The organism is Pantoea sp. X-Soil-MYKO-1289, assembly GCF_059730625.1.
This window is the reverse complement of the sequence record NZ_AP036004.1, coordinates 675090-699902: the sequence shown is the minus strand read 5'-3', so window position 1 is coordinate 699902 and position 24813 is coordinate 675090. Positions and strand designations below refer to the sequence as shown.

Genomic DNA, 24813 nt, shown 5'->3' with positions numbered 1-24813 from the left:
CATGTTAACACTGACGTTTTTAGTCAAAACGCTGATCGACCTGTATGTGATGGTGCTGCTGCTGCGCATCTGGATGCAGTGGTCGCGCTGCGACTTTTATAATCCGCTGTCGCAGTTCGTGGTGAAGATCACCCAGCCGATCATCAAGCCGCTGCGCCGCATTATTCCGGCTATCGGTCCGATCGATACCGCCTCGCTGCTGCTGGCGTTTGTGCTGACGACGCTGAAATACCCCATTTTGCTGCTGATCCAGGTCGGCGCCTTCTCGGTCGATCCGGCCAACCTGCTGGTCGGCCTGCTGTCGCTGGTGAAATCCGCCGGCTATCTGGTGTTCTGGGTGATCATCATTCGCTCGCTGATGAGCTGGATCAGCCAGGGACGCGGCCCGCTGGACTATGTGCTGGTGCAGCTGACTGAACCGCTGATGTCGCCGATTCGCCGTATTCTGCCTGCGATGGGCGGCATCGACTTCTCGGCGATGATTGTGATCCTGGTGCTCTACGCCCTGAACTTCCTCGGCATGGACCTGTTTCCTGGCCTCTGGTTTCTGCTGTAAATATGACTGGAACTGCTATGCAAAAAGTTGTGCTCGCCACCGGCAATCCCGGCAAGGTACGTGAACTGGCGGATCTCCTCTCCGCCTTTGGCCTGGATATCGTGGCGCAAACCGATCTGGGCGTGGAGTCGGCGGAAGAGACCGGCCTGACCTTTATCGAGAACGCCATTCTGAAAGCGCGTCACGCCGCGCAGATCACCGGCCTGCCCGCTATCGCCGACGATTCGGGCCTGGCGGTGGATGCGCTGGGCGGCGCGCCCGGCATTTATTCGGCGCGCTATGCCGGAGAGGCGGCCAGCGATCGGGAGAACCTCGAGAAGCTGCTGCAGGCGCTGGACGCGGTGCCGGACGGCGATCGTCAGGCGCAGTTCCACTGCGTGCTGGTCTATCTGCGCCATGCGGAAGATCCGACGCCGCTGGTGTTCCACGGCAGCTGGGCGGGCGAAATCACCCGCTCAGCCGCTGGCGAAGGCGGCTTCGGCTACGATCCGATTTTCTACGTGCCCGAACTGGGCAAAACCGCCGCCGAGCTAAGCAAAACGGAAAAAGGCGCGGTTTCTCATCGAGGCAAAGCATTGACGCTGCTGCTGGAAGCGATGCGCAATGCCTGATTTACCGCCGTTAAGCCTCTATATCCATATTCCGTGGTGCGTGCAGAAGTGCCCCTACTGCGACTTCAACTCCCATGCGTTAAAAGGCGAGGTGCCGCACGTCGAGTATGTGCAGCACCTGCTGCGCGATCTGGAAAACGACCTGCCGCTCACCCACGGGCGCGCCGTGCGCACCATTTTTATCGGCGGCGGCACGCCGAGCCTGCTGAGCGGCGAGGCGATGCAGATGCTGATGGACGGCGTGCGCGCGCGGCTGCCGCTGGCGGCGGATGCGGAGATCACCATGGAGGCCAATCCCGGCACCGTTGAGGCGGATCGCTTCAGCGCCTATCAGCGGGCAGGCATCAACCGTATCTCTATCGGCGTGCAGAGCTTCGACCCGCAGAAGCTGGAGCGGCTGGGACGCATTCACGGCCCGGACGAGGCGAAGCGCGCCGCGCAGCTGGCCGAGGGGCTGCATCTGCGCAGCTTTAACCTCGACCTGATGCACGGCCTGCCCGATCAGTCGCTGGAAGAGGCGCTGAGCGACCTGAAACAGGCGATCGCGCTTAACCCACCGCATCTCTCCTGGTATCAGCTGACTATTGAGCCGAATACGCTGTTCGGCTCGCGTCCGCCGACGCTGCCGGACGACGACGCGCTGTGGGAGATCTTCGAGCAAGGGGATCGCCTGCTGACCGCCGCTGGCTATCAGCAGTATGAGACCTCCGCCTACGCGAAGCCGGGCTATCGCTGCGAGCACAACCTCAACTACTGGCGCTTCGGCGACTACCTCGGCATCGGCTGCGGCGCGCACGGCAAGCTGACCCAGCCTGACGGGCGCATCGTGCGCACCGTGAAGACGCGTCACCCGCGCGGCTTTATGCAGGGCCGCTATCAGGAGAAGCAATATGAGGTCGCCGACGCAGAGAAGCCGTTCGAGTACTTTATGAACCGTTTCCGCCTGCTGGAAGCGGCGCCGCGCGAGGAGTTTGCGCGCTATACCGGCCTGAGCGAGCAGACCATCCGACTGCAGATGGATGCGGCGATCGCAGCGGGCTACGTGGCGGAGAGCGCCACGCACTGGCAGATAACGGAAAAAGGTAAGCTGTTTTTGAACTCGCTGCTGGAGCTGTTTCTGGCGGAGGAGTAAGTGGAAAGGCCGACCCTGAGTCGGCTTTTTTTATGAATGAGTGCCGCAAAAGTTCGAGCTCAATATCATAGCGCTTCTTTTTCACCGACTGGCGTTTCAGTAATAAATAACATGATGATGGCAAGATTCCATAAAGGCCCCTCTGCATTAACTTACGCATGGTTTTATTTCCAGGTAAGAAGCCATGGACCCTGGGATTATAAAAATCAATGTGGTCGGCAGTATGCTAATTTTGGTAATTTCAACTATGGTGCTACTGGCCATGCCGCTGGGATCGCAGATTCCGTATTGTTGCGCGGAGCAGGCTGGGCGCAAAGTCGGGCTGGGACCAGCAGGCCTGAATATGGCGACTGGTATGGCGCTAGTCCATACGGGGATGATCCGGACGATCAATACTGGATAAGAGCTGGGATTGAATATGCGAAGCGCGCAGGGTTTTAAAAAGAGATATGTGGTCATAGCTATTCTGGCAATAACGCTGAGCTATGGCATTTATAAACTCACTCAACTGTCCCCTCTTGAACAAAAAATCCTTAGAAAAGTAAACATTAATACTCACGCGACTCTCTATATTACCGAAGCGGATGCAGGCGCAACTACAGATTTCTCGTATCGCTATTATCTGTTTGACGCCAGTAAAAGTGATAAGGACTTCATAAATAGCCTGACAGCTGACAGACAGCCGTTTTTAATTACCGCCGACCCTAATGCGTTCCAAAAGGTCGAAAACAACGCTATCTACCTATCCGTCAAAGGAGATGTTTTTGCTTTCCACAACGCTCCGGTCTACCAGATAAAGGGGGCGCTGTTTTCAGTTCCGGTTTACCTGACGGCTGAGCCGTACTAGCAAAACCTTTAATAATAAGGGCGGCGCAGGCCGCCCTCGTTGTTATGCCTTCGGAAAGATCCACAAATGGTTTTCCGGCAGCGCCAGATAGCAGTGCTGCGGGTCGCGCACCTCATTGCCGTAGGCGCGAATAGCGAAATCGTCGCCCGCGGTGCGGAACAGGTACTCCCAGCGGTCGCCGAGATACATGCTGGTGACCAGCGGCAGTTCCAGCTGGTTCTCGCCCGGCCCTTCCACCAGCCTCACGCGCTCTACGCGGATCACCGCCGTGGCCTCCTGGCCCTGCTGCACCCCTTCTCCCGCTCTGCCCCACAGGCTCCAGCCTTTGCCCTCGATACGCGCTTTACCGTCGCGCAGCTCAGCGATTTTCCCGTGCAGCCGGTTGTTGCTGCCCATGAACTCGGCGGTAAACAGGGTTTTCGGCGAGCCGTACATCTCCTGCGGCGTGCCCTGCTGCTCGATCTTGCCGTTATTCAGCAGCAGGATGCGGTCGGAAATCGCCATCGCCTCGTTTTGGTCGTGCGTCACCATCAGCGCCGACAGGCCCAGCTTGATGATCAGCTCACGCAGGAAGACGCGCGCCTCTTCGCGCAGTTTGGCGTCGAGGTTCGACAGCGGCTCATCCAGCAGGATCACCGGCGGGTTATACACCAGCGCGCGGCCAATGGCGACGCGCTGCTGCTGTCCGCCGGAAAGCTGGTGCGGATGACGCTTGCCCAGATGGCCCAGCCCCAGCTGGTTGAGCACGTCCTGCACCCGCTGATTGATCTCCGCAGAGGCGACCTTACGCAGCTTTAACGGATAGGCCACGTTCTCAAACACCGTCTTATGCGGCCACAGCGCGTAGGACTGAAACACCAGCCCGAGGTTGCGCTCTTCCGCCGGGATCTCGCTGCGCGGCGTCCCGGCATACACCTGGTTTTTGCCGATGACAATCTTGCCCTGCGTCGGCTTTTCCAGCCCGGCGACGGCGCGCAGCAGCGTCGTTTTGCCGCTGCCGGAGGGGCCAAGCAGCGACACCACTTCGCCGCGCTGTAAATTCATGGAGACCCCTTTCAAAACCGGGTTGTCGCCATAGGTTAAATGCAGATTTTCTACTGATAATTCAATCATGTAATTTAACTCCAAATCGCAGGGCGATACCCAGGCCTACTACCACCAGCAGGATGTTGATAAAGGAGAGCGCGGCGACGATATCGATCGCGCCCGCGGCCCACAGGGAAACCAGCATCGAGCCGATGGTTTCCGTGCCGGGCGACAGCAGATAAACGCCGGTGGAGTATTCGCGTTCAAAAATCAGGAACATCAGCAGCCATGAGCCGATCAGGCCGTAGCGCGAGAGCGGGATCGTCACGTGGCGCGTAATCTGCCCGCGCGTGGCGCCGGTGCTGCGCGCCGCTTCCTCCAGCTCTGGCCCCACCTGAAGCAGCGTCGACGAGATCAGCCGCAGGCCATAGGCCATCCACACCACGGTGTAGGCCAGCCAGACGCTGAAAATGGTGCTGCGCAGCGAACGCAGCCAGACGATAAGGTTATCGCGCAGCCACTGCGACCAGGCGAAATCGGAAAGCCAGCCCGATTTAAGCGAGTTGTCCAGCCACAGCGGCAGGAACAAAAACACCCAGAGAAACGCCAGGCCCGCCAGCAGCCCCGGCACGGCGCGCGGCACCAGCACGCTGTAGTCGAGGAAGCGCGTGGTGTTGTCAGGCTTGCGGTGCATGGCGATACCGATGAACAGATAGCATCCCACCGCCAGCGCGCCGCCGATCACGCCGATCGCCATGGAGTTGACGATGGCGCGCAGCAGATTTGGCTGCGCCCAGATAGTCTGGAAGGTTTTGATCGACAGTTCGTCCCACAGCGAGACGCCGACGCCCCAGTTAGAGATAAAGGCGCGCAGCACCACGCCCAGCAGCGGCACGCCAATGGTCACGGTCAGCCAGAACGCCACCACCGCGCCCGCCACCCAGCGCCATTTCCCCAGCGGCAAGGCGCGCGCCTGGGAAGCTTTGCCCTTAACGGTCACGAAACGGTTGGCGGTGCGCATCAGGCGGCGCTGCAGCATCACCAGCGGAATGGTGATGCAGATCAGCACCACGGCCACCGCGGCCATCAGGTGATACGACGGCGTGCCGAGCTTATTGGTGAGCTGGTAGAGATAGGTCGCCAGCACCATATTGCCTTCAGGATCGCCCAGCACCAGCATCAGGCCGAAGACTTCCAGTCCGAGAAAGAACAGCAGCACCACGGCATAGAGGATCGAGGGGCGCACCATCGGCAGGCTCACCGCCGTCATCACCTGCAGCGGCGAGGCGCCGGCGATGCGCGCCGCCTCCTCAACATCCGATCCCACGCTGCGCAGCGCCGAGGAGATATAGAGGTAGGCATGGGGAACGTGCGTCAGCCCGGCAATCACCACGATGCTCGACATATCGTAGATATTCCACGGCACAAAGCCGAGCAGGGACTGCGCCCACAGCGAGAAGAAGCCGACCGGCCCGGCGGCCACCACATAGCCGAATCCCAGCACCATCGGCGAGACGAAGATCGGCACCAGGATCAGCGGCTCGATAATGCGTCTGCCCGGCAGGTCGGTGCGCACCATCAGAAACGCCAGGATACCGCCCAGCGGAATGGCGATGATCACCAGCCCAAAGGCGAGAATAAAGCCGCTTTTCAGCGCCTTGTAGAAGTCGGGGTCGGTGAAAATAAATTCAAACGATTCCAGGCTCCACTCTTTTGACGGCGCAAAAAAGGGGGCGGATAAAAAACTCTGGATAACGATAAACGACAGCGGAACATAGATAACCAGCGCGGTTAACAGCACCACGACGCCGCGCGGCAGGCTTTGCCACTTTCTGCGCAATGCATTCATATTGAGACCCTGAATGGCGAAATCTTAGAAAAGAGAAGCGCGACGCAGCGGGCCGCGCTTCCAGACTGCCGTTATTTACCGGCGGCTGCGCGCCACTGCTTGATGTAATCCAGACGTTTTTTCGGCTGCAGGTACTCCAGCAGGCTTTCGTCTACCGGGATAGGCTTCAGCGCATTGCCTAACATTTTGGTCAGGCCGTCGATATCGTTTTTGCCTTCGATATCGTTACGCAGCGAGGGAATGTCGGCCTGGTTCGCCAGAATGGTTTGCCCTTTTTCAGAGAGAACGTAATCGAGCCACAGCTTCGCCGCATGGCTGTTCTGCGCCTGCTGGCTGATAAAGGAGACGCGCGACAGCACCAGCGTGTAATCCTTCGGATAAGAGATGCCCAGCGAAGGATCAGTTTTGGCGCGGGCTTCAGCGTAGGAGCCGAGAATATTGAAGCCGATCAGGTTTTCGCCGGAGGAGACCCTCTCCATCATGGTGCCGGTAGAGGACTGCACCGCTAAGCCGCCCTTCGCCACTTCAGACAAGGTCTTGAAATATTGCGGATCGGCTTTGGAATCCTGCACCGACAGCATAAAACCCAGTCCCGACTTTTCAATATCGTAGGTGGTGACTTTGCTCTTGAATTTGTCGGTCTGACTGGCGATCAGCTTCGCCAGCGCGGCGTGCGAATCGGGTACCTCGCCAGCCGGGATCAGCCGCTTGTTATAGATGATCACCACCGGCTCGTAGGTGGTGCCGTACGCGCGGTTTTTCCACACCGCCCACTTCGGCAGCTGAGGCAGCTCCGGCGACTGATACTCCTGGGCGTAGTCGGTGGCCAGCTTCAGGCCGGTATCCATAGAGGAGCTCCAGACCACGTCGCCGCTGGTGCCGCCGGAGGCCTGCTCGCTGATAAAACGGTTGTACAGCTCGGTGCTGTTCATGTCGTTATATTCGACTTTGATGCCGGGATAGGTGGCCTCGAACCCCTTGATCAGCGGCCCTGCGGCTTTGGTATCGGTGGTGGAATAGATCACCACTTTACCTTCTTTGGTCGCGGCATCGATAACGCCCTGGTAGTCCGCCGGATAGCCCTGCGGCGGCGCGGAGAAAGCGGAACAGGAGACAAATACGGTAGCGGCAACCAGAGTAAGAGGATATTTGTTCGACATTATATTTAACCTTTTAGTTACACTTTAGGAACTAAGGGTCAACATAGCCGATCGGGTCCGCCAGACAAGAGGTGCCCAGGCGTTATCTTCGCGAAGTGTGATTATTGGCGTTTTTTCGGCAATTAACACCATTAAAACCACGTAGACGCCGCGCGCCCTTATTGCGCGCGATCACACTATTGCAGGCCGCTAATTTTGCGATAGAGCCGGCGCGGATGGCCGATATTGCCATACTGCATTTCGACGCCGATAAAGCCGATCTCCACGCAATATTCCAGATAGCGGCGGCCGGTAGTTTTGCTGATCCCGACGCTCTCCACCACCTGCTCCACCGACCAGCTGCGGTCAGGCGCATCGCTGAAAAAGCGTTGAACCCGCGTCAGGGTCAGGGACTCGATGCCTTTAGTCGACGGCGCGGGCGGCGCGTCGCTGGCCGGCAGGTTGAACAGTTTGTCCAGCGCATGCTGGTCTACATTGGTCATCTGGCGCATCGTCTGCACCAGCAGCATAAAGCGTTCCAGCGAGGCGCGCAGGCGGTGAAAAAAGACCGGTTTGAGCAGATAGTCCAGCGCGCCGCTGCGCATCGCATGGCTACAGGTCTGCATGTCGCTGGCGGCGGTAATAAAGATCACCGAACAGTCAAAACGCTTCAGCAGCGGGTCGTCGATCAGCGTGACGCCCTGCCCGTCCGGCAGATAGTTGTCGAGCAGCACCAGCCGCGGCTGATGCTGCTCGATCAGCTGGCGCCCCTGTTCCAGCGTGGCCGCAATGCCCGCCACGCGAAGATGGAAATGCTGCTCGATAAACTCGCGGTGCAAATCGGCGAGATGCGGCTCATCTTCCACAATCACTACCTTAAGCGGCTCAGCGTTGTTCATGAGAAATTCCTGTCGAAACGGCAGAGGGGAACGGGATAAAAATGGTGAAAATCGTTCCCTGCGGCGCATTGTCGTTGATTTCGATGCTGCCGCCCGCCTGATGAACATATCCCGCCGCCAGATAGAGGCCGATGCCGTGCTCCGAGCCGAACGGATCGTCGCCGCTGGAGGGCTTGCTGGTCACGCCCTGCTCGAACAGATGCGGTTTCAGCTGTTCGTCCACGCCGCAGCCCTGATCGGCCACTTCAATCAACAGCTCCTGATTGCGGTCAGAAATATAGAGTTCCACCGGCGGAGCGGGTTTTTTCACATTGAGCGTCGCGTCTACGGCGTTATCCAGCACGTTGCCCACCACCGACATCAGCGCGGTTTCGCTAATGGTCGCGGGGATGCGCATCAGCTGGCAGGCGGGATCGAACTTTAGCTCGACGCCTTTTTCCCGCGCGCTGACATATTTCCCCAGCAGCAGTCCGCACAGCGCCGGCGAGGTAAAACGCGCCGAGACGAAATCGAGCACCTGCTGCGCGCCGGCGGACTGCGCCTGAATATAGCGCATCGCATCGTCGTAGCGCTGCATCTGCAGCAGCCCCACCAGCGTGGCGGTCCAGTTGAGCTGTTCATGGCGCATAATGCGCAAATTATCCGCATAGCGCTTTACCTGGCTCAGCTGGCTGCTCAGGGTATTGATGTCGTTTTTATCGCGGAAGCTGCAGACCCAGCCGCCCGGCACGCCGGGTTCAAGATCGATAGCAACCCGGTTGACGATCACCTGACGCTGATTCAGGACGGTGATCTGATCGTGCTGGCGTCCGCTCTCTTGTTCGCCGTCCTGGCTGAGAAAAGCGGGATGGATCTGCATCACCTCATACAGCGGCTTGCCCAGCAGTTCGCTCTCGCTGCGATCGATCTCCAGCAGCTCCCTGGCGGCGCGATTGATTAAAATCAGCTGCTTTTCGGCGTTAACGGCGAACACCCCTTCATACATCGCCTCGAGCAGCGCTTTTTGCTGCAGCACCAGCAGCGCGATATCTTTCGGCTCCAGCCAGAACATCTGCTTCTTGAGGTTGCGGCTAAAGGCCCATGAAAAAATAAATAGCAAAATCAGCAGCGCCAGGCCGTACAGGCTCGCCTGCCACAGCAGGCTGACGTTGATATTGGCGATATAGGAGGTGAGATAACCGACCGAGACGATGCCGATCACCTGATGGCGGTCATCAAAGATGGGGGCTTTGCTGCGCAGCGACACGCCGATGCCGCCCTTACGCACGGAAATAATGGTTTTCCCCTGCAGCACCTCGGCATTATCGCCGCCAATCAGCGGCAAGTTAAGGCGCTCAGGCGATTCAGAGTGATAGAGATGCTGTTCGCGCGCGTCGCCGATCACGATATAGCTGGCGTCGCTTTGCTCGCGCAGCGGCTGGATCAAACGGGCAATGGCCGCGATGTCGCGGCTCGCCACCTTCTCCGCCAGGCCGGGCATCAGCGCAATTTCGCTCGCCTGCACGCGCGCGCGCTGTCCCAGATCGTGATGCAGCTGCCGGTCGATAAAATGAAACAGGATCGCGCCCTGCAGCGTCAGCAGCAGGCAGGAAAACAGCACCAGCGAGAGGAAAAGTTTTACCTGAAAAGGCAATCTGCGTTTCATACAACCTGTTATATAGAGGAGCAAGTGCGCGGCATCAGGCAAGACTATCATGCGCGCAGGCGGCCAGCGGCTGGCTAAGCCCAGAGTTGTGAACTGGCTACCATCTCAGCGAGACGGCTGTATTGGCGGGTAAGTGAGCCGAAGCTTCTATCCATGCAGCCGTCCAGGTGTATAAGTGGTTAAAATAAATTAATATAAATGTTGCCAGACCTTATGCGCTGTGGCTTAATAGCCTTCTCGGTTTGGAATACAGACCTTATGAAAGCAGTTTTAGTAAAGCAGTCCTCAGTTCAAGTGTTATCCAAAGATACCCTTCTTCGTGAGCTCCTCCTAAGCGCCCATAAGTAATTCTCAGGCCATCTTCGCCGCTTTAAGTGGCTCATAAATTAAGGAAATATCTATGTCTAACAAAATGACTGGTTTAGTAAAATGGTTCAACTCTGACAAAGGTTTCGGCTTCATCACTCCGGACGACGGCAGCAAAGATGTATTCGTACACTTCTCTGCAATCCAGAGCGACAGCTACAAAACCCTCGACGAAGGCCAGAAAGTCTCTTTCACCATCGAAAATGGTGCTAAAGGCCCTGCTGCCGGCAACGTCACCGCGCTGTAAGTCGCGCCTGTTATCAGCGACGCTTACAACAGCGATGAAGGCGTAAGCCTGAGCGGCTAAGCTGCCGCTGATAATGAAAAAAACCCGCCTCGTGCGGGTTTTTTCATATCTGTTTCCCCTTGAGCGACCCGCTCTCCTCTCGCACCCGTTAAATTTATCATCCACACTTACCCAAAGCCGTAGTCGGCACTGCCATTGTGCTTTACACTGCGCGCTGCAAAAACTGAGTAGATTAACGATTAAACAGGCGGTAATGGCGATGAACGGAACGATCACAACCTGGTTTCAGGACAAAGGTTTTGGATTTATCAAAGATGAGAACGGCGACAACCGCTATTTTCATGTGATCAAGGTCGCCAACCCTGAGCTGATCAAAAAGAATGCGGCAGTGACCTTCGAACCCACCACCAACAGCAAGGGGCTGTCAGCCTATGCTGTAAAGGTGCTCCCGGAGAGCAAATATATCTTTATCGCTGGCGAGCGCATCAAGCTCACCGCGATCAAATCTTTCGTGGTCTTCAGCGAAGAGGTGCCGGCGGATAGCCGCATCGATAAAGAGAATACCGTGCTCTCTGTGGGTTCGCTGCTGAATAACATCCGGCCGAAAACCGACGCTAAGCCTGGCGAAATGCGCACGGTGAGAAAGCTGGCGATCACCACTTTCCAGGGAACGACGCTGATCTTCTCGGAAGATGAGATTGACGTCGATGCCACGGCGAAAATGCTCAAAGTCTGAGATTGGCAGACAGTCCCGAAAGTTTATGACCCTGGAGACGCTTTATGAACGATGAAATACCAATCAGATACTACGACGTTGCGGATGAGTATGCGACGGAGAGCGACAAGCCGGTTAGCGACTCGGAACGCGATTCGCTGGCGCGCTATTTCCAGCTGCTGATTACGCGCCTGATGAACAACGAGGAAATCAGCGAAGAAGCGCAGCAGGAGATGGCGGTGGAAGCGGGCATCGACGCGCAGCGTATTGACGAGATCGCTGAGTTTCTTAACCAGTGGGGCAACGAGTAACCCCGCAAGGCGCGCCTGACATCGACAAGCGCGCCCCCTTCTTTACGACTTCACGCTGCCGACCAGCTTTTTGCGCTGATCTTCAAGGCTAATCACGCGGTTACAGACTTCCTGTCCGAAGTTTTTGAAATCCTGCTCCTGATTGCTCCACTCCGCCTGAATCGACTGCTGTAGCCCGCCCAGGTTGCCCATGATCGCCTGTAGCGGATTGCTGCCGCTCGCCTGCTTGCTGCCCATCTCGTTCAGGCTGTCCTGCAGCACGCCGCCCATGGTGCTCTGCACCAGACGTTCGCCGTCGGCGCGCACCTGGTCGATCGCCTGATGATGGAAGGTCAGGCCGTCGTCGCGATGCTCGATAATACGGTTCATCTGCTGCTTCAGCTGACCGTTGAGCGTGGTAAGGCGGTTACGCACGTTGCTGTCGGCGCCGAGCTTCTCGACAATCACCTTATCCAGCGCGATGCGGCCCTTCTCCAGGCGCGACGAGGCGCCGGTATCGATCCACGGCAGATCGCGACGCAGCGCATTTTGGTAGTCGATAGCCTGCTGACGCTGCGCGTTGTTCACCGCCACCTTCTGGCCGTTAAGCTGCACATCGCCCTGCGGGGAGATCTCCAGGTTGCCGTTTGCGCCGACCACCTGCACGCTTTGCGGCTTAATCACCACGTCATCCTGCGGTTTAACGCTGCACTCCCAGGCAGCCTGCGCCTGCGTCGCTGCCAGCAGCAGCGCGGCGATAAGCGTTTTACGAACCATAATCTCTCCCAACGAAACTTATTCCGTGTAATCGCCTTTCCGCTGTTGAAGGGTCAGGCGTCGGCGGCGCAGCGATACTGGCGACGGCCAGCGCACAGCCTCCGGAGCGTACTGCAGTACGTGAGGAAGGCGAGCACTGCCCGGCGTCGGTAGCGCAAGTAAGCCAGCCTGAAGCGGACTCAACGCCGGATAAAAATATTAGTCCCACCAGACGTCGAAAAGTTCGGTAACCTGCACATCGCTCAGCTGACGATTTTCCAGCCACTTGCGCACCAGCTCGCGGTGCTCGTCGGTGCACTTGCCGGTCTTCTGCAGGCAAATCAATCCTTCCCACACCAGATAGCCGCTGCCGTCATAGGCCAGGCCGTTCGGCGCGATCACTTCGTTGATAAAATCGTCGACGGTTTTATCAATTTGCTGTTCCGTGGTGCCGTCGGCGAAGCGCCAGGCGACCGAAAAACCCAGCTCCTGGAATTCGTCGATATGCAGTTTTTTACGTAAACGGCGGCTGCGATGTGTGGCCATTATTTAATCCTCTCAAACATTAAGTCCCAAACGCCGTGGCCCAGTCGCTGCCCGCGCTGCTCAAATTTGGTCAGTGGACGCGTCTCCGGACGCGGCACGTAATCCTGGGTTTCCGACTGATTTTTATAGCCGTCGATGCCGTTCATCACTTCCAGCATATGTTCGGCGTAGGCTTCCCAGTCGGTCGCCATATGAAACACCCCGCCCAGCTTCAGCTTGCGCATCACCAGTTCGGCGAAAGGCGTCTGCACGATGCGGCGCTTATTGTGGCGCGCTTTATGCCAGGGATCGGGGAAGAAAAGCTGCACCATGCGCAGCGAATTATCCGGGATCATCTTCTCCAGCACTTCCACCGCGTCGTGGCACATCACGCGCAGATTCTCGACGTTCGCCTCTTTCGCGGAGGCGAGACAGGCGCCCACGCCCGGCGCGTGCACTTCAATGCCGAGGAAGTTCTGCTGCGGATTATTCTGCGCCATGGTCACCAGCGACGCGCCCATGCCAAAGCCGATCTCCAGCACCACCGGCGCGTCGCGGCCAAACAGGCGCGTCAGATCCAGCGGCTCGGGTTGAAACTCAACGCCCATCTCCGGCCAGTATTGATCGAGCGCCAGCTGCTGCCCTTTGGTCAGACGCCCCTGGCGGCGCACAAAACTGCGTATACGGCGCAGCGGCCGCCCGTTCTCATCAAATTCCGGAGTGATGACGTCATTAATCATGTTGTAGCCTGCTGAGTAGCCTGTTTGGGGAAAGGCGCATTATGCAAAGTTAATTAGCAGAAGCAAGCCCTTGCGATCTTCAGGTTTACACCGGGGCCGCGCCTGTGCTGGAATGCCTGCCTGAGTGTAGAGTAATCACGGAAAATTTCCTTCTTATGATGCAAGCGCCGCAGTTCGCGCAACAGGTGCTGGACTGGTATCAGCGCTTTGGCCGCAAGACCCTGCCGTGGCAGCAGGAGAAAACGCCTTATAAGGTGTGGCTCTCTGAAGTGATGCTGCAGCAGACCCAGGTCGCCACCGTTATTCCCTATTTCGAACGCTTTATGGCGCGCTTTCCCACCGTCACCGATCTGGCCGCCGCGCCGCTCGACGAGGTGCTGCACCTCTGGACCGGGCTCGGCTACTACGCCCGCGCGCGCAACCTGCATAAGGCGGCGAAGCAGATCGCCGACCAGCATCAGGGCGAGTTCCCGCGCAACTTCGACGAGGTTGCGGCGCTGCCTGGCGTCGGACGCTCCACCGCAGGCGCAGTGCTGTCGCTGTCGCTCGGCCAGCACTTCCCTATTCTCGACGGCAACGTAAAGCGCGTGCTGGCCCGCTGCTATGCGGTCGGCGGCTGGCCGGGTAAAAAGGATGTCGAGAAGCGGCTGTGGGAAATCAGCGAAACCGTTACGCCGGCGGAGGGCGTCAGCCAGTTTAATCAGGCGATGATGGATCTCGGCGCGCTGGTCTGCACCCGTTCAAAGCCCAAATGCGACATCTGTCCGCTTAACAACGGCTGTATCGCCTACGCCAATAACAGCCAGGCGAGCTATCCCGGCAAAAAGCCGAAGCAGATCCTGCCGGAGCGCAGCGGCTGGTTTTTGCTGCTGCAGGATGGCGACGATGTCTGGCTGGAGCAGCGTCCGCCGGTGGGATTATGGGGCGGTCTGTTCTGCTTCCCGCAGTTCACTACAGAGGACGCGCTGCACGACTGGCTGCAGGCGCGCGGCATCGCTGCGAAGCCGCAGCAGCTCACCGCGTTTCGTCATACCTTCAGCCATTTCCATCTGGATATCGTGCCAATGTGGCTATCGTGGTCATCTGTCGGGGCGGCGATGGATGAACCCGGCGGTCTCTGGTATAACTTAGCCCAGCCGCCGTCAGTGGGGCTTGCGGCGCCGGTAGAGCGGCTTCTGCACGAGCTGCGCCACCCGCAACAGCTGGCCCTGCACCGGCATGAGATTAGAGAGGAAGAGTAATGAGCCGCACGATTTTTTGTACGTTTCTACAGCGCGACGCCGAAGGGCAGGATTTCCAGCTTTACCCGGGCGAAATCGGCAAGCGCATCTACAATGAGATCTCGAAAGAAGCCTGGCAGAAGTGGATGGCCAAACAGACCATGTTGATCAACGAGAAAAAGCTCAACATGATGAATCCGGAAGACCGCAAGGTGCTGGAGAAGGAGATGGTGAATTTCCTGTTTGAAGGCAAAGAGGTCCACATCGAAGGCTATACGCCGCCAGAAGCATAAATTTTAGGGCCTCAGCGTTGAGGCCCCTCTCTTTTCCGGGTCAGGCACGTATTTACAATGAATAAGAAATTACTCGCACTGCTGGTGATCGCGCCCCTTTTGGTCTCCTGTTCAGGAAAGAAGTCTTCGCAGTATCACGAAGAGTGGGTAAAGGACACCAACGGCTTCGATATATTAATGGGCCAGTTTGCGCATAACATCGAGAACATTTGGGGTATCAATGAAGTCCTGATCGCCGGACCGAAAGATTACGTCAAATACAGCGACAACTATTACACCCGCAGCCATATCAACTTCGAAAGCGGCAACATCACTATCGAAACCATTTCCGGTACCGATCCGATGGCCAGCCTGCGCCAGGCGATCGTGACCACGCTGCTGATCGGCGACGATCCAGGCAATGTCGATCTCTATTCCGACGCCAACGATATCGTCATCAGCAAAGAGCCGCTGCTCTACGGCCAGGTGCTGGACAACACCGGCCAGCCGATTCGCTGGCAGGGCCGCGCGGGCAACTTCGCCGATTACCTGCTGCAAAATAAACTGCAGCGTCGCGTTTCCGGCCTGCATGTCATCTACTCGGTCACCATTCCGATGGTGCCTAACCATCTCGACAAGCGTGCGCACAAATATCTGCCGATGGTGCGTAAGGCCGCCGAGCAGTATGGCGTCGACGCGTCGCTGATTCTGGCGATTATGCAGACCGAGTCGAGCTTCAACCCCTATGCTGTCAGCCATTCCGACGCGCTGGGGCTGATGCAGGTGGTGCAGCATACCGCAGGCGTCGACGTGTTCCGCATGAAGGGCAAGTGGGGCAAGCCGAGCCGCAGCTATCTGCTCGATCCCGAGAACAACATCGACGCGGGCACCGCCTATCTTTCGCTGTTGCAGAAGAGCTATCTGGGCGGGATTCAGGATCCGGTGTCGCGTCGCTATGCGGTGATCACCGCCTACAACGGCGGCGCGGGCAGCGTGCTGCGCGTCTTCTCCAGCGATAAGGATCGCGCCTTTAACGCCATTAATAATATGTCGCCGAGCGAGGTTTATAACACGCTGACGACGCAGCATCCGTCGGCGGAGTCGCGGCGCTATTTGTATAAGGTGAGCACGGCGCAGCGCAGCTATCGACGTTATTGACGGGGTGGCTGCTGCGCCAGGTGGCTCTGAGCGGGTTCCGCCCGCTGACGGCTCAGGTTCGCTGCGCGAACAGGCTCTGAGCGGGTTCCGCCCGCTGACGACTCAGGTTCGCTGCGCGAACAGGCTCTGAGAGGGTTCCGCCCGCCAGGCGGGTTGGCCTGCTGCGCAGGTGGCTCTGAGCGGGTTCCGCCCGCCAGGCGGCAGGGAGTTTCAGCAGCGCCGCTGCTGGCGTGCGTGTTAAGGGGCTCGCCAGCCCCTTAACAATCCCGGCTTCCGGCAGCCTCCACGCCGCGCTCCGCGCGGTCCCTTCGTTGCTTACGTCGGCCGCACGGACCGCGCGGATTCGACATCCTGTCTCATGCCGCGCTCTCGCCGACGTCCTGTCGGCTCGTCCTGGCCGCCGTGCGCGCCTCAGCGTGTCGGATGCCTCTGACACTGCCCCGCCTGTGATTCCTTATTTTTCATTAACGACAGCGTCGTCTGAGCGCATGACTCATGCTTTCAGCGACGAAGGTCGTCATGAAACTTACGAGATTTGCAGCGGGGGTTGTAGGGGCCATCGCAGCCGCTGAGCGGAGGAAGGATTTCAGGATGAGGCGACAGGACGTCGCCGAAAGCGCGGGCCAGGCCATGGATGGCCTGTCCTGCGCGGTCCGTCAGAAATCCTGACGAAGCGAAGGGACCCGCGCAGCGGGCGGCTGAGCTGGCCCGAGGCGCGGGTGCAGGGCCGGCGCCTGGCGGCCCTGCTCGGTCGCCCGCAGCGGGCGAAATGAAACTGCCTCGCTGCCGGGCGAACGAAACCTGCTCAGAGCCGCCTGCGCAGCAGGCAAACCTCCCGTCAGGCGGGACGGCCGCCGCCGCCGCTACCGCCCGGCCAGGCGCCCCTCCACCATCATATTCGCCACCAGCTGCAGACGCCCCTGCCCGTCATCCTCGGTATAAACCCCCTGCAGCTCCGGCGAGAAGCCCGGCAGCTGGTTGACGCCCTCTTCCAGCGCCAGAAAATAGCGCTGCACCGCGCCGCCCCACACCTCGCCCGGCACCACGCAGAGCACGCCTGGCGGATAAGGCAGCGCGCCTTCAGCGGCGATGCGCCCTTCGGCCTGCGCGATCGGCACCAGCTCGACGTCGCCGCGAATATAAGCCTGATGCGCGTCCTGCGGGTTCACCTTCACCGCCGGGAAACTCTGCTGGCGGAACATCGCCTTCTGCAGATCCTTCACGTCGAAGCTGACGTAGAGGTCGTGCATCTCCTGGCAGAGCTGACGCAGGGTATAGCCCTTATAGCGCGCCTGATTTTTGCGATAAATCGTCGGCAGCACCTCCGCCAGCGGCGCATCCTCTCTGACGTGCTGTTCGAACTGCGCCAGCATCGCCACCAGATGCGCCATCTTCTCCGCGCTCTCTGCCGGCGTCAGCAGAAACAGAATAGAGTTAAGGTCGCACTTCTCCGGCACGATGCCGTTTTCGCGCAGGTAGTTCGCCAGAATCGTCGCGGGAATGCCGAAGTCGGCGTATTCGCCGCTCGCCGCGTCGATGCCCGGCGTCGTCAGCAGCAGCTTGCAGGGATCGACCAGATACTGATGCTGGGCATAACCGGCGAAGCCGTGCCATTTTGCCTCCGGCTCGAAGCTGAAGTAGCGGCTGTCGCGCGCGATAATCTCCGTGGGCGCATCCTGCCAGCGCATGCCGTTAACCTGCTCCGGTACAAACGGCAAAATCATCTCACAGCGATCGAGGATCGCCTTGCGCGCCTCGATGCCGAGCGTCACGCACGACTGCCACAGCTGGCGGCCCGCTTCGCCCTGATGCATTTTGGCGTTAACGTCCAGCGCGGCGAACAGCGGATAAAAAGGGCTGGTAGAAGCGTGCAGCATAAAGGCGTTGTTCAGCCGCTTGTGCGGGCAAAAGCGCTTCTGACCACGAATATGGTTATCTTTTTTATGGATCTGCGACGTCTGCGAAAAACCAGCCAGCTGCTTATGCACCGACTGGGTGACAAAGATGCCCGGGTCTTGCGCGGTGAGTTCCAGCGTCAGCGGCGAGGTGCCTGCCATTACCGGAATAAACTGCTCATAGCCGAGCCAGGCGGAGTCGAACAGAATGTAGTCGCAGAGATGCCCGATGCGATCCACTACCTGACGCGCGTTATAAACCGTGCCGTCGTAGGTGCCGAGCTGAATAATCGCCAGCCGGAACGGACGCGCTTCTCCGGCGCGCTGCGGCGCCACCTCTTTAATCCGCTCGCGCAGCCATGCCTCGTCGAAACAGTGCGCGTCGATGCCGCCGATAAACCCGAAAGGATTACGCGCCGCCTCCAGATAGACCGGCGTCGCGCCCGCCTGGATCAGCGCGCCGTGATGGTTCGACTTATGGTTATTGCGGTCGAACAGCACCAGATCGCCGCGCGTCAGCAGCGCATTGGTCACCACTTTATTGGCGCTGGAGGTGCCGTTCAGCACGAAATAGGTTTTATCCGCGTTAAACACCTTTGCCGCGAACTTCTGCGCATCTTTGGCCGAGCCTTCGTGGATCAGCAGATCGCCGAGCTTGACGTCGGCGTTGCACATATCGGAGCGAAAAACGTTCTCGCCGTAAAAATCGTAAAACTGCCGTCCCGCCGGATGCTTACGGAAAAACGCTCCGCCCTGATGTCCCGGACAGGCGAAGGTGCTGTTCTGCATATCGACATAGCGCGTCAGGGTATCGAAAAACGGCGGCAGCAGGTTGGCCTCATACTCCGCCGCGGCCGCTTCCAGCGCCGCCCACTCTTGCGCGGAGCCGTTCAGCTCGCCGGTCACGCCCGGCAGATGCAGCACCTCCTCTTCCCAGGCGTTGGCGACAAATACCGGCAGATTGAAGCCGGTATGGCGCAACAGCGCCAGCACGCCGCTGCGCGTATCGGCCAGCGAGACGACCACTGCCGCCACGTCGGTAAAGTCGGTGTTATCCAGCGTCACTACGTCACGCCCGGTATTGAGGGTAAGGCTGGGAGCCACAGCAACGCTGGCGGCAATTTTCAGTGGTGTCATAACACAAATCCCCAACGGTGAAGGATGAGTGGGTGCCAGAGGCACGGCAATAGGGAAGATTCCCCGGCGAATAACGTCAGGCGGAAGCGGAGACGGAGCAAAAGGTAAAGCCGCACCCGATAGACATCAGTAAAGCCAGATCGCGTCTGTCTTTACGCATGCCCAACAGCGAACGTTTAGCTGGCCTCACCGCATGGGGCGCGGGAACGGCTGAAAGCGGCGAGCAGAGAGGAGCGCCTCGCGCACAGGGCAAAGCGAGCGAAGACAGGTGCGGCTGCGCATTGTTCCGGCCATAGCGGCATCCTCGACGGACAGGTGAAAAGAGGCGCAATCATGTCATTTTTTTAGCGCGGGAACAACCCACGCGGATTAATAACCTCGCAACAGCAAAAACAACAACCCTATGATAAACAAAGCTTTAAAAAAGAGACACCTTAAATAAATGCTTAATTATCTTTGCTTTATGAAAGGTTATGCATTTATCAGCGCTTTCCGGCAGCGCCTGCGCGCGCGCTACCCCTTGCCGCCGAGGAGGAGTAGACTGGCCGGCACATTTCCTGATTGCCGGAGGCTGCATGTTTAAAGCATTAGTCATTGAAAATGATGAGCAAGGCTACCGCACCAACCTGAAAGATCTCAACGAATCCCAGCTGCCCGACCATGACGTTACCGTCGACGTCGCCTACTCCACGCTGAACTACAAAGACGCGCTCGCCATCTGCAATAAAGGCCCGATCGTGCGTCAGTTCCCGATGGTGCCGGGCATCGATTTCGTCGGCCGCGTCACCGCCAGCCGCCATCCAGAGTGGCGGCTGGACGATGTGGCGCTGCTGACCGGCTGGGGCGTCGGCGAGAAACAGTGGGGCGGCCTGGCGCAGAAGGCGAGCGTCTCTGGCGACTGGCTGGTTGAAGTGCCCGCCACGCTGAGCCCGCTACAGACCATGGCGATCGGCACCGCGGGCTTTACCGCGATGCTGTGCGTGATGGCGCTGGAGAAACAGGGCGTAACGCCGGATCGCGGCCCGGTGCTGGTTACCGGCGCGAGCGGCGGCGTCGGCAGCTTCAGCGTCAGCCTGCTGGCGCGCCTGGGCTTTGAGGTGATCGCCGCCAGCGGACGCGCCAGCGACAAAGGCTATCTGATCGATACGCTCGGCGCGCATTCGGTCATCGACCGTAGCGAGCTGTCGCAGCCCGGCAAGCCGCTGGCGAAAGAGCGCTGGGCGGCGGCGATCGACAGCGTCGGCAGCCATACGCTGAGCAACGTGCTGGCCGCTACCCAGCGCGACGGCGTGGTCGCCGCCTGCGGTATGGCGCAGGGGCTGGATCTGCCCGCCAGCGTCGCGCCCTTTATCCTGCGCGGCGTGACCCTGACCGGCGTCGACAGCGTGATGTGTCCGAAACCGCTGCGCCAGCAGGCGTGGCAGCGCCTCGGCGAACTGCTGAACGGCGACACGCTGACCCGGCTTACGACGCTGATCCCGCTCAGCGAAGCGAAACAGGGCGCGCAGGATCTGCTGGACGGCAAGGTGCGCGGCCGCCTGATCGTCGACTGCCGCTAAGCGTTCTGATGCAGGGCGACGTCGCGCAGCAGCACCGCAAGACGCGCCAGCGCGAACTGCACGCCCTGCTCCATCACCGATTTCGGCTCGCCCTCGAAGCGTCGCATCTCCGCCGCCACGCTGCCGTCGGGCAAGGCCCAACCAAACCAGATAGTGCCAGGCGGCGTGCCGTCTTCGCCGCCGTCCGGCCCGGCATAGCCGGTAATCGACAGGCTGACCGGCTCGCCGGAGCGTTCGCGCGCGCCAATCGCCATCTCGCGCGCCGTCTGTTCGCTGACCGCGGTATGCGCTTCCAGCGTCTCCGGCCGCACCCCGAGCAGCTGGCTTTTCGCATTATCGCTGTAGGTGACGAAGCCGCTGGTATAGAAGTTGCCGCTGTTTTCCACTTTCGCCAGCGTCATACTGATCAAGCCGGCGGTACAGGACTCGGCGGTCGCTAACCGCCACTCAGAGGAGAGAAGCCGCTCGCCAAGCTGCTCGGCGGCCTGATCTAGTGCATCGTTCATATCTTGCTTCCCTGTTCAGTGATTCAGAGTAGAAAGTATGGTCGAAAATCGGCGCGCCGCTAAGCGCTAACACCATGAATAGTAAGCCAAACGGCGTTACGCGCGCAGCTGGATCGTCGGCCTGCCGCTTTCGTGATGAGCGGAGACGCGCAGGTCCGCCCGATACCAGCGCGTCAGCGTCGCCTCGGTCATCACCGCCTGCGGCGAGCCCTGCGCCACCAGCCTGCCCTGATGCAGCAGCAGGATGCGATCCGCCCAGAGCGCGGCCAGGTTGAGATCGTGCAGCACGGCGCAAACGCCGAAATCGCCCTGGCGCGACAGCTGGTGCAGCAGCCGCAGCGTCTTCTGCTGCCAGTAGAGATCGAGCGCCGAGGTCGGCTCGTCGAGAAACAGCCAGCCGCGCGGCGCCCCGTCGCGCCAGAGCTGCGCCAGCACGCGCGCCAGCTGCACGCGCTGCTGTTCGCCGCCGGAAAGCTGCCGATAGTCGCGCCCGGCCAGCGCGCTGCAGCCGGTCAGCGCCATCACCTCCTCAACGATGGCCGCCGCGCCTGCGGCAGGCCAGGGCGCGCGGCCCATCGCCACCACGTCGGCGGCGGGCAGCGCGAAGGCGACCGGATTCTGCTGGCGCATCACCGCGCGGCGCTGCGCCAGCCGCGCGCGCGGCCAGGCCGCTAAGGGACGATCGCCCAGCCGACATTCTCCCTCATCGGGCGTCAGAAAGCCGGTCAGCATCCGCAGCAGCGTCGATTTGCCTGCGCCGTTCGGGCCAATCAGCGCCACCAGCTCGCCCGACGCCAGCGACAGATCCAGCGCGTCGATCAGCACCCGTCCGCCGCGCGCATAGCGCAGGCTGCGCGCCTCTAACCGCTCCATTATTCCACTCCTCGCTGCTGGCGCAGGATCTGCCAGAGAAACCAGGGGCCGCCCAGCAGGCTGGTCAACAGCCCTACCGGCATCTCGGCGGGGACGACGAGAGTGCGCGCCAGCGTATCCGCCAGCAGCAGCAGGATCGCGCCCGCCAGCGCCGAACCGGGCAGCATCCAGCGGTGATCGCTGCCGAGACAGAAGCGCATCACGTGCGGCACCACCAGGCCGACAAAGCCGATAATACCGCTGACCGAGACCGCCGCGCCCACCAGCAGCGCGCTCAGCGCCAGCAGCTGCCGCTGGGTGCGCCTGACGTCGAGGCCCATATAGTGCGCATCCTCTTCGCCCAGCTGCAGCAGGTTAAGATGGCGCGCGCGTCGCTGCGTCAGCAGCAGCGCGGGCAGGATAAAGGCGGCGCAGACCGCCAGCACCGGCCACTGCGCCTGGCTCAGGCTGCCCATGCCCCACAGCGAAAGCTGGCGCAGCTGCTGGTCGTTGCTGAGCCAGGAGAGCACGCCCACCGCCGCGCCGCACAGCGCGTTGATGGCGATGCCCACCAGCAGCAGACGCGCCAGACTGCCCTGCGCCTGCTGGCTGAGGCTGAAGATCAGCGCCATCACCGCCAGGCTGCCGAGAAAGGCCGCCAGGGTCGGCAGCCAGAGCGCCAGCAGCGGCGGCAGCGTCAGCGGCAGAAGAATGGCGGTCGCCACCGCCAGCCCTGCGCCGCTGCTGATGCCGAGCAGGCCGGGATCGGCGAGCGGGTTGCGAAACAGCCCCTGCATCACCGCGCCGGACACCGCCAGCGCCATGCCGATCAGCACCGCCAGCAGCACGCGCGGCAGGCGGATATGCAGCCAGATCTGCCACACCATATCGCTGAGCGGCGCCCGCCACAGCGCGCGCAGCGACAGCGGCATCGCGCCGAGATTCGCCGCCAGCGCCATCGCCGTCAGCATGCTCATCAGCATCAGCGCCAGCCAGCGCGGCGCGGCGGCATTACTCATGCCGGGCCGCTTCCGCCGCTTTGCGCAGCTTAACGATGGCGCCCGGCGTATCGAGGCCGAAACCGAGCAGCGCCATCTCGTCGATCACCAGCAGGTTCTTATGCTGGCCAGCCGGGGTCAGCGCCAGGCCCGGCAGTTGCCACACCTTCTCTTCGTCGCCGAGGGTTTTCAGCCCGTCGTCGCCGATCACCACCAGATCCGGCGCGGCGGCGATGACGCCCTCCTGCGACAGCGGCTGATAGTGCGGCACTGCCGCCATGGCGTTGATCAGGCCCGCGCTGCGGATAGCGCCGTCGGCGGCGGTATCGCTGCCCGCCGCCAGCGACTTCATGCCGCTGTGCGACATGATAAACAGCACCTTCACCGGCAGCGGCCGCTTCGGCAGCGCCGCCAGCGTGCGGTTAACCTGCTGCGCCAGCGCCTGCGCCTCTTCGTCGCGGTGCAGCGCCTTGCCGATGGCGGCGATCTTTTTGGGGATCGCCGCCAGGCTGCTCTCGCCGCTTATCTCCACCACCTTAACGCCAGCCTGAGCGACCTGCTGCAGCGCCAGCGACGGTTTCGCCAGCTCGCTGCTCAGCACCAGCGTCGGCTTCAGCGCCAGGATGCCTTCAGCGTTAAGCTGACGCATGTAGCCGATATCCGGCAGCCGCTTCGCCAGCGCCGGATGCTGGCTGGTGCTGTCGCGCGCCACCAGCGCCTGCTGCGCGCCCAGCGCATAGACAATTTGCGTGACGTCGCCGCCGATGGCGATCACGCGCTCCGCCGCCAGCGACGGCAGCGCCAGCAGCAGCGTTAGCCCAGCGATCACCCCTTTCATACGGCTTCTCCCACCGCGCTCAGCGAGGTCACCTGCTCGCGCCACCGCGCCTGCTCCGGCGTGCCTTCGCTGCGCTGGCCGTAGAGCTGGGTGATCTGCGTGCCGTCGGCCGCGAACAGCTCCAGGCTGGTGACGAAGCCGTCGCCGGTCGGTTTGCGCGTTACCCAGCTTTCGTGGATGCGATCCGCCATCAGGTGCAGCGTGAAGCGCGGGTTGAAAATGTTGAGCCAGTTCTCCATCGGCGCCACTTTTTCCACCGCGCCGGTGAAGATCTGGGTGCAGCCGCGGTTGCCGACGAAAATCATGATTTCGTTGCCGTCCCGCTGCGCCAGCGTCAGCAGCCGCGCCAGCGCGTCGTTATCCACGCGCCACGCCAGATCGCTGCCCGCCGCGCGAAACGCCTGCGGTCGCGAAACGTTATGACGCTTCAACAGAGCGAAAAACTGATGCACGTCGGTCATGGCGCGCCATTCGCTGTCGATGGCGGCGGCGTCGATATGCCCGGCGAACCGTGCGGTTTCCACAGGCTCTACATGCAGCGCGGCGGGCGCGTCGTCGACAAAGCGCGCGATCAGCGCCTGCCAGGCCGCCATATCAGTGCGGTCGGTGGCGTAGATTTTCAGCACCGCGTCGCCGTGACGATCGAAGATCTGAATGCTCTGCCGCTCGCCGCGCGCGCTCTGCTCGCGCAGAAAGAAAGCGCTGCGCCACTGGCTGAGGAAGAAGCGCAGGTCGAGCGCGCGCGGATTCAGCACCAGCCCGGCGTGATCGCCCAGCGTCAGGTTCTGGTAATGGCCAAGATGCTCATGCACCGCATAGCCATTACGAGTGATGCTTTTTGTTTCGCCCACCGTCTCCAGCGCCGACAGCAGCTCGCGGAACTGCGGCTTCAGCGGCTGCGCCTCCTGGCCGACGCGCGCTGCGCACAGCTCCGCTTCGCTGATGCCCATCAGCGCAGCCAGCTCGCGGGCATATTTTTTCGGATGACGGCTTTTCAGCGTCTGATAGTGCTGCCACAGTGAATTCATTGCGCCT

At 60.5% G+C, this 24813-nt stretch carries 26 protein-coding genes; 12 read left to right on the top strand and 14 right to left on the bottom strand.

Features of this window, described 5'->3' with window-relative positions; translation table 11 throughout:
* The first annotated feature begins 1 nt into the window (after position 1).
* From AC6I7Z_RS03435 to AC6I7Z_RS03415, 5 genes are read left to right on the top strand one after another with little or no spacing between them, the layout of a single operon-like run.
* The gene (locus AC6I7Z_RS03435; protein ID WP_033752264.1) at positions 2-556 is read left to right on the top strand and encodes a YggT family protein; all 555 of its coding nucleotides are present in this window, start codon (positions 2-4) and stop codon (positions 554-556) included.
* Between the two features lie 17 nt (positions 557-573).
* Positions 574-1167, top strand: coding sequence for an XTP/dITP diphosphatase (locus AC6I7Z_RS03430; RefSeq protein WP_497813156.1), 594 nt, complete (start codon positions 574-576; stop codon positions 1165-1167).
* On the top strand, positions 1160-2299 hold the full coding sequence (hemW, locus tag AC6I7Z_RS03425) for a radical SAM family heme chaperone HemW (RefSeq protein ID WP_497813155.1): 1140 nt from the start codon (positions 1160-1162) through the stop codon (positions 2297-2299). The genes AC6I7Z_RS03430 and hemW overlap by 8 nt, the downstream gene beginning before the upstream one ends.
* A gap of 36 nt (positions 2300-2335) precedes the next feature.
* Positions 2336-2740: a polymorphic toxin type 44 domain-containing protein gene (locus AC6I7Z_RS03420; protein ID WP_497813154.1), complete on the top strand. Its 405-nt coding sequence runs from the start codon at positions 2336-2338 to the stop codon at positions 2738-2740.
* Positions 2718-3146 (top strand): hypothetical protein, encoded by a 429-nt coding sequence (locus AC6I7Z_RS03415; RefSeq protein WP_497813153.1) that lies wholly within the window; start codon positions 2718-2720, stop codon positions 3144-3146. Before AC6I7Z_RS03420 ends, AC6I7Z_RS03415 begins: the two co-directional genes overlap by 23 nt.
* A gap of 42 nt (positions 3147-3188) precedes the next feature.
* On the opposite strand, the gene AC6I7Z_RS03410 is transcribed toward AC6I7Z_RS03415, so the two are convergent.
* The 5 genes from AC6I7Z_RS03410 to AC6I7Z_RS03390 form a co-directional block, all read right to left on the bottom strand.
* Complete coding sequence (locus tag AC6I7Z_RS03410) at positions 3189-4259, bottom strand: ABC transporter ATP-binding protein (RefSeq protein ID WP_497813152.1); 1071 nt, start codon at positions 4257-4259, stop codon at positions 3189-3191.
* Positions 4252-6021: an ABC transporter permease gene (locus AC6I7Z_RS03405; protein ID WP_033752272.1), complete on the bottom strand. Its 1770-nt coding sequence runs from the start codon at positions 6019-6021 to the stop codon at positions 4252-4254. The genes AC6I7Z_RS03410 and AC6I7Z_RS03405 overlap by 8 nt, the downstream gene beginning before the upstream one ends.
* A gap of 71 nt (positions 6022-6092) precedes the next feature.
* Positions 6093-7181 carry an ABC transporter substrate-binding protein gene (locus tag AC6I7Z_RS03400; protein ID WP_497813151.1) on the bottom strand — a complete coding sequence of 363 codons (1089 nt, stop codon included), beginning with the start codon at positions 7179-7181 and terminating at the stop codon, positions 6093-6095.
* Between the two features lie 176 nt (positions 7182-7357).
* Positions 7358-8059: a response regulator gene (locus AC6I7Z_RS03395; RefSeq protein ID WP_497813150.1), complete on the bottom strand. Its 702-nt coding sequence runs from the start codon at positions 8057-8059 to the stop codon at positions 7358-7360.
* A complete protein-coding gene (locus tag AC6I7Z_RS03390; RefSeq protein WP_497813149.1) occupies positions 8046-9704 on the bottom strand; it encodes an ATP-binding protein in 1659 nt (552 codons plus the stop codon). The genes AC6I7Z_RS03395 and AC6I7Z_RS03390 overlap by 14 nt, the downstream gene beginning before the upstream one ends.
* A gap of 400 nt (positions 9705-10104) precedes the next feature.
* Between AC6I7Z_RS03390 and cspE the strand changes: the two genes are divergently transcribed.
* From cspE to AC6I7Z_RS03375, 3 genes are all read left to right on the top strand, one after another.
* Positions 10105-10317: a transcription antiterminator/RNA stability regulator CspE gene (gene cspE / locus AC6I7Z_RS03385; protein WP_023479762.1), complete on the top strand. Its 213-nt coding sequence runs from the start codon at positions 10105-10107 to the stop codon at positions 10315-10317.
* A 253-nt stretch (positions 10318-10570) separates the two neighbouring features.
* Positions 10571-11053, top strand: coding sequence for a cold-shock protein (locus AC6I7Z_RS03380; RefSeq protein WP_497813148.1), 483 nt, complete (start codon positions 10571-10573; stop codon positions 11051-11053).
* 44 nt (positions 11054-11097) lie between these two features.
* Positions 11098-11343, top strand: coding sequence for a DUF2543 family protein (locus AC6I7Z_RS03375; RefSeq protein WP_033752291.1), 246 nt, complete (start codon positions 11098-11100; stop codon positions 11341-11343).
* A gap of 42 nt (positions 11344-11385) precedes the next feature.
* Here the strand turns inward: AC6I7Z_RS03375 and AC6I7Z_RS03370 are convergent, their stop codons facing one another.
* The 3 genes from AC6I7Z_RS03370 to trmB all read right to left on the bottom strand — a co-directional run bounded on the left by AC6I7Z_RS03370 (position 11386) and on the right by trmB (position 13343).
* Positions 11386-12099, bottom strand: a complete 714-nt coding sequence (locus AC6I7Z_RS03370) for a YggN family protein (protein ID WP_313591033.1) — start codon at positions 12097-12099, stop codon at positions 11386-11388.
* 198 nt (positions 12100-12297) lie between these two features.
* Entirely contained in the window at positions 12298-12624 is a 327-nt protein-coding gene (locus AC6I7Z_RS03365) for a YggL family protein (RefSeq protein WP_497813147.1), read from the bottom strand.
* The gene (gene trmB / locus AC6I7Z_RS03360; protein ID WP_048780873.1) at positions 12624-13343 is read right to left on the bottom strand and encodes a tRNA (guanosine(46)-N7)-methyltransferase TrmB; all 720 of its coding nucleotides are present in this window, start codon (positions 13341-13343) and stop codon (positions 12624-12626) included. The genes AC6I7Z_RS03365 and trmB overlap by 1 nt, the downstream gene beginning before the upstream one ends.
* 155 nt (positions 13344-13498) lie before the next feature.
* Here trmB and mutY point away from each other — a divergent pair, with 155 nt between their 5' ends.
* From mutY to mltC, 3 genes are read left to right on the top strand one after another with little or no spacing between them, the layout of a single operon-like run.
* A complete protein-coding gene (mutY, locus tag AC6I7Z_RS03355; protein WP_497813146.1) occupies positions 13499-14584 on the top strand; it encodes an A/G-specific adenine glycosylase in 1086 nt (361 codons plus the stop codon).
* Positions 14584-14856, top strand: coding sequence for an oxidative damage protection protein (locus tag AC6I7Z_RS03350; RefSeq protein WP_033752305.1), 273 nt, complete (start codon positions 14584-14586; stop codon positions 14854-14856). Before mutY ends, AC6I7Z_RS03350 begins: the two co-directional genes overlap by 1 nt.
* 57 nt (positions 14857-14913) lie before the next feature.
* Positions 14914-15993: a membrane-bound lytic murein transglycosylase MltC gene (gene mltC, locus AC6I7Z_RS03345; protein WP_497813145.1), complete on the top strand. Its 1080-nt coding sequence runs from the start codon at positions 14914-14916 to the stop codon at positions 15991-15993.
* An 863-nt stretch (positions 15994-16856) separates the two neighbouring features.
* Here mltC and AC6I7Z_RS03340 read toward each other — a convergent pair.
* Entirely contained in the window at positions 16857-19025 is a 2169-nt protein-coding gene (locus AC6I7Z_RS03340; protein WP_497813144.1) for an ornithine decarboxylase, read from the bottom strand.
* A 575-nt stretch (positions 19026-19600) separates the two neighbouring features.
* Between AC6I7Z_RS03340 and acuI the strand changes: the two genes are divergently transcribed.
* Complete coding sequence (gene acuI, locus AC6I7Z_RS03335) at positions 19601-20584, top strand: acrylyl-CoA reductase (NADPH) (RefSeq protein ID WP_497813143.1); 984 nt, start codon at positions 19601-19603, stop codon at positions 20582-20584.
* Here acuI and AC6I7Z_RS03330 read toward each other — a convergent pair.
* From AC6I7Z_RS03330 to AC6I7Z_RS03310, 5 genes are all read right to left on the bottom strand, one after another.
* Positions 20581-21090: a CinA family protein gene (locus tag AC6I7Z_RS03330; protein ID WP_497813142.1), complete on the bottom strand. Its 510-nt coding sequence runs from the start codon at positions 21088-21090 to the stop codon at positions 20581-20583. The two genes, acuI and AC6I7Z_RS03330, sit on opposite strands and share 4 nt — an antisense overlap.
* A 96-nt stretch (positions 21091-21186) precedes the next feature.
* Entirely contained in the window at positions 21187-21963 is a 777-nt protein-coding gene (locus AC6I7Z_RS03325; RefSeq protein WP_497813141.1) for a heme ABC transporter ATP-binding protein, read from the bottom strand.
* Positions 21963-22961: a FecCD family ABC transporter permease gene (locus tag AC6I7Z_RS03320; RefSeq protein ID WP_497813140.1), complete on the bottom strand. Its 999-nt coding sequence runs from the start codon at positions 22959-22961 to the stop codon at positions 21963-21965. Before AC6I7Z_RS03320 ends, AC6I7Z_RS03325 begins: the two co-directional genes overlap by 1 nt.
* A complete protein-coding gene (locus AC6I7Z_RS03315; protein WP_497813139.1) occupies positions 22954-23778 on the bottom strand; it encodes a heme/hemin ABC transporter substrate-binding protein in 825 nt (274 codons plus the stop codon). The genes AC6I7Z_RS03320 and AC6I7Z_RS03315 overlap by 8 nt, the downstream gene beginning before the upstream one ends.
* Positions 23775-24806, bottom strand: a complete 1032-nt coding sequence (locus AC6I7Z_RS03310; protein WP_497813138.1) for a hemin-degrading factor — start codon at positions 24804-24806, stop codon at positions 23775-23777. Before AC6I7Z_RS03310 ends, AC6I7Z_RS03315 begins: the two co-directional genes overlap by 4 nt.
* Positions 24807-24813: the final 7 nt, after the last annotated feature.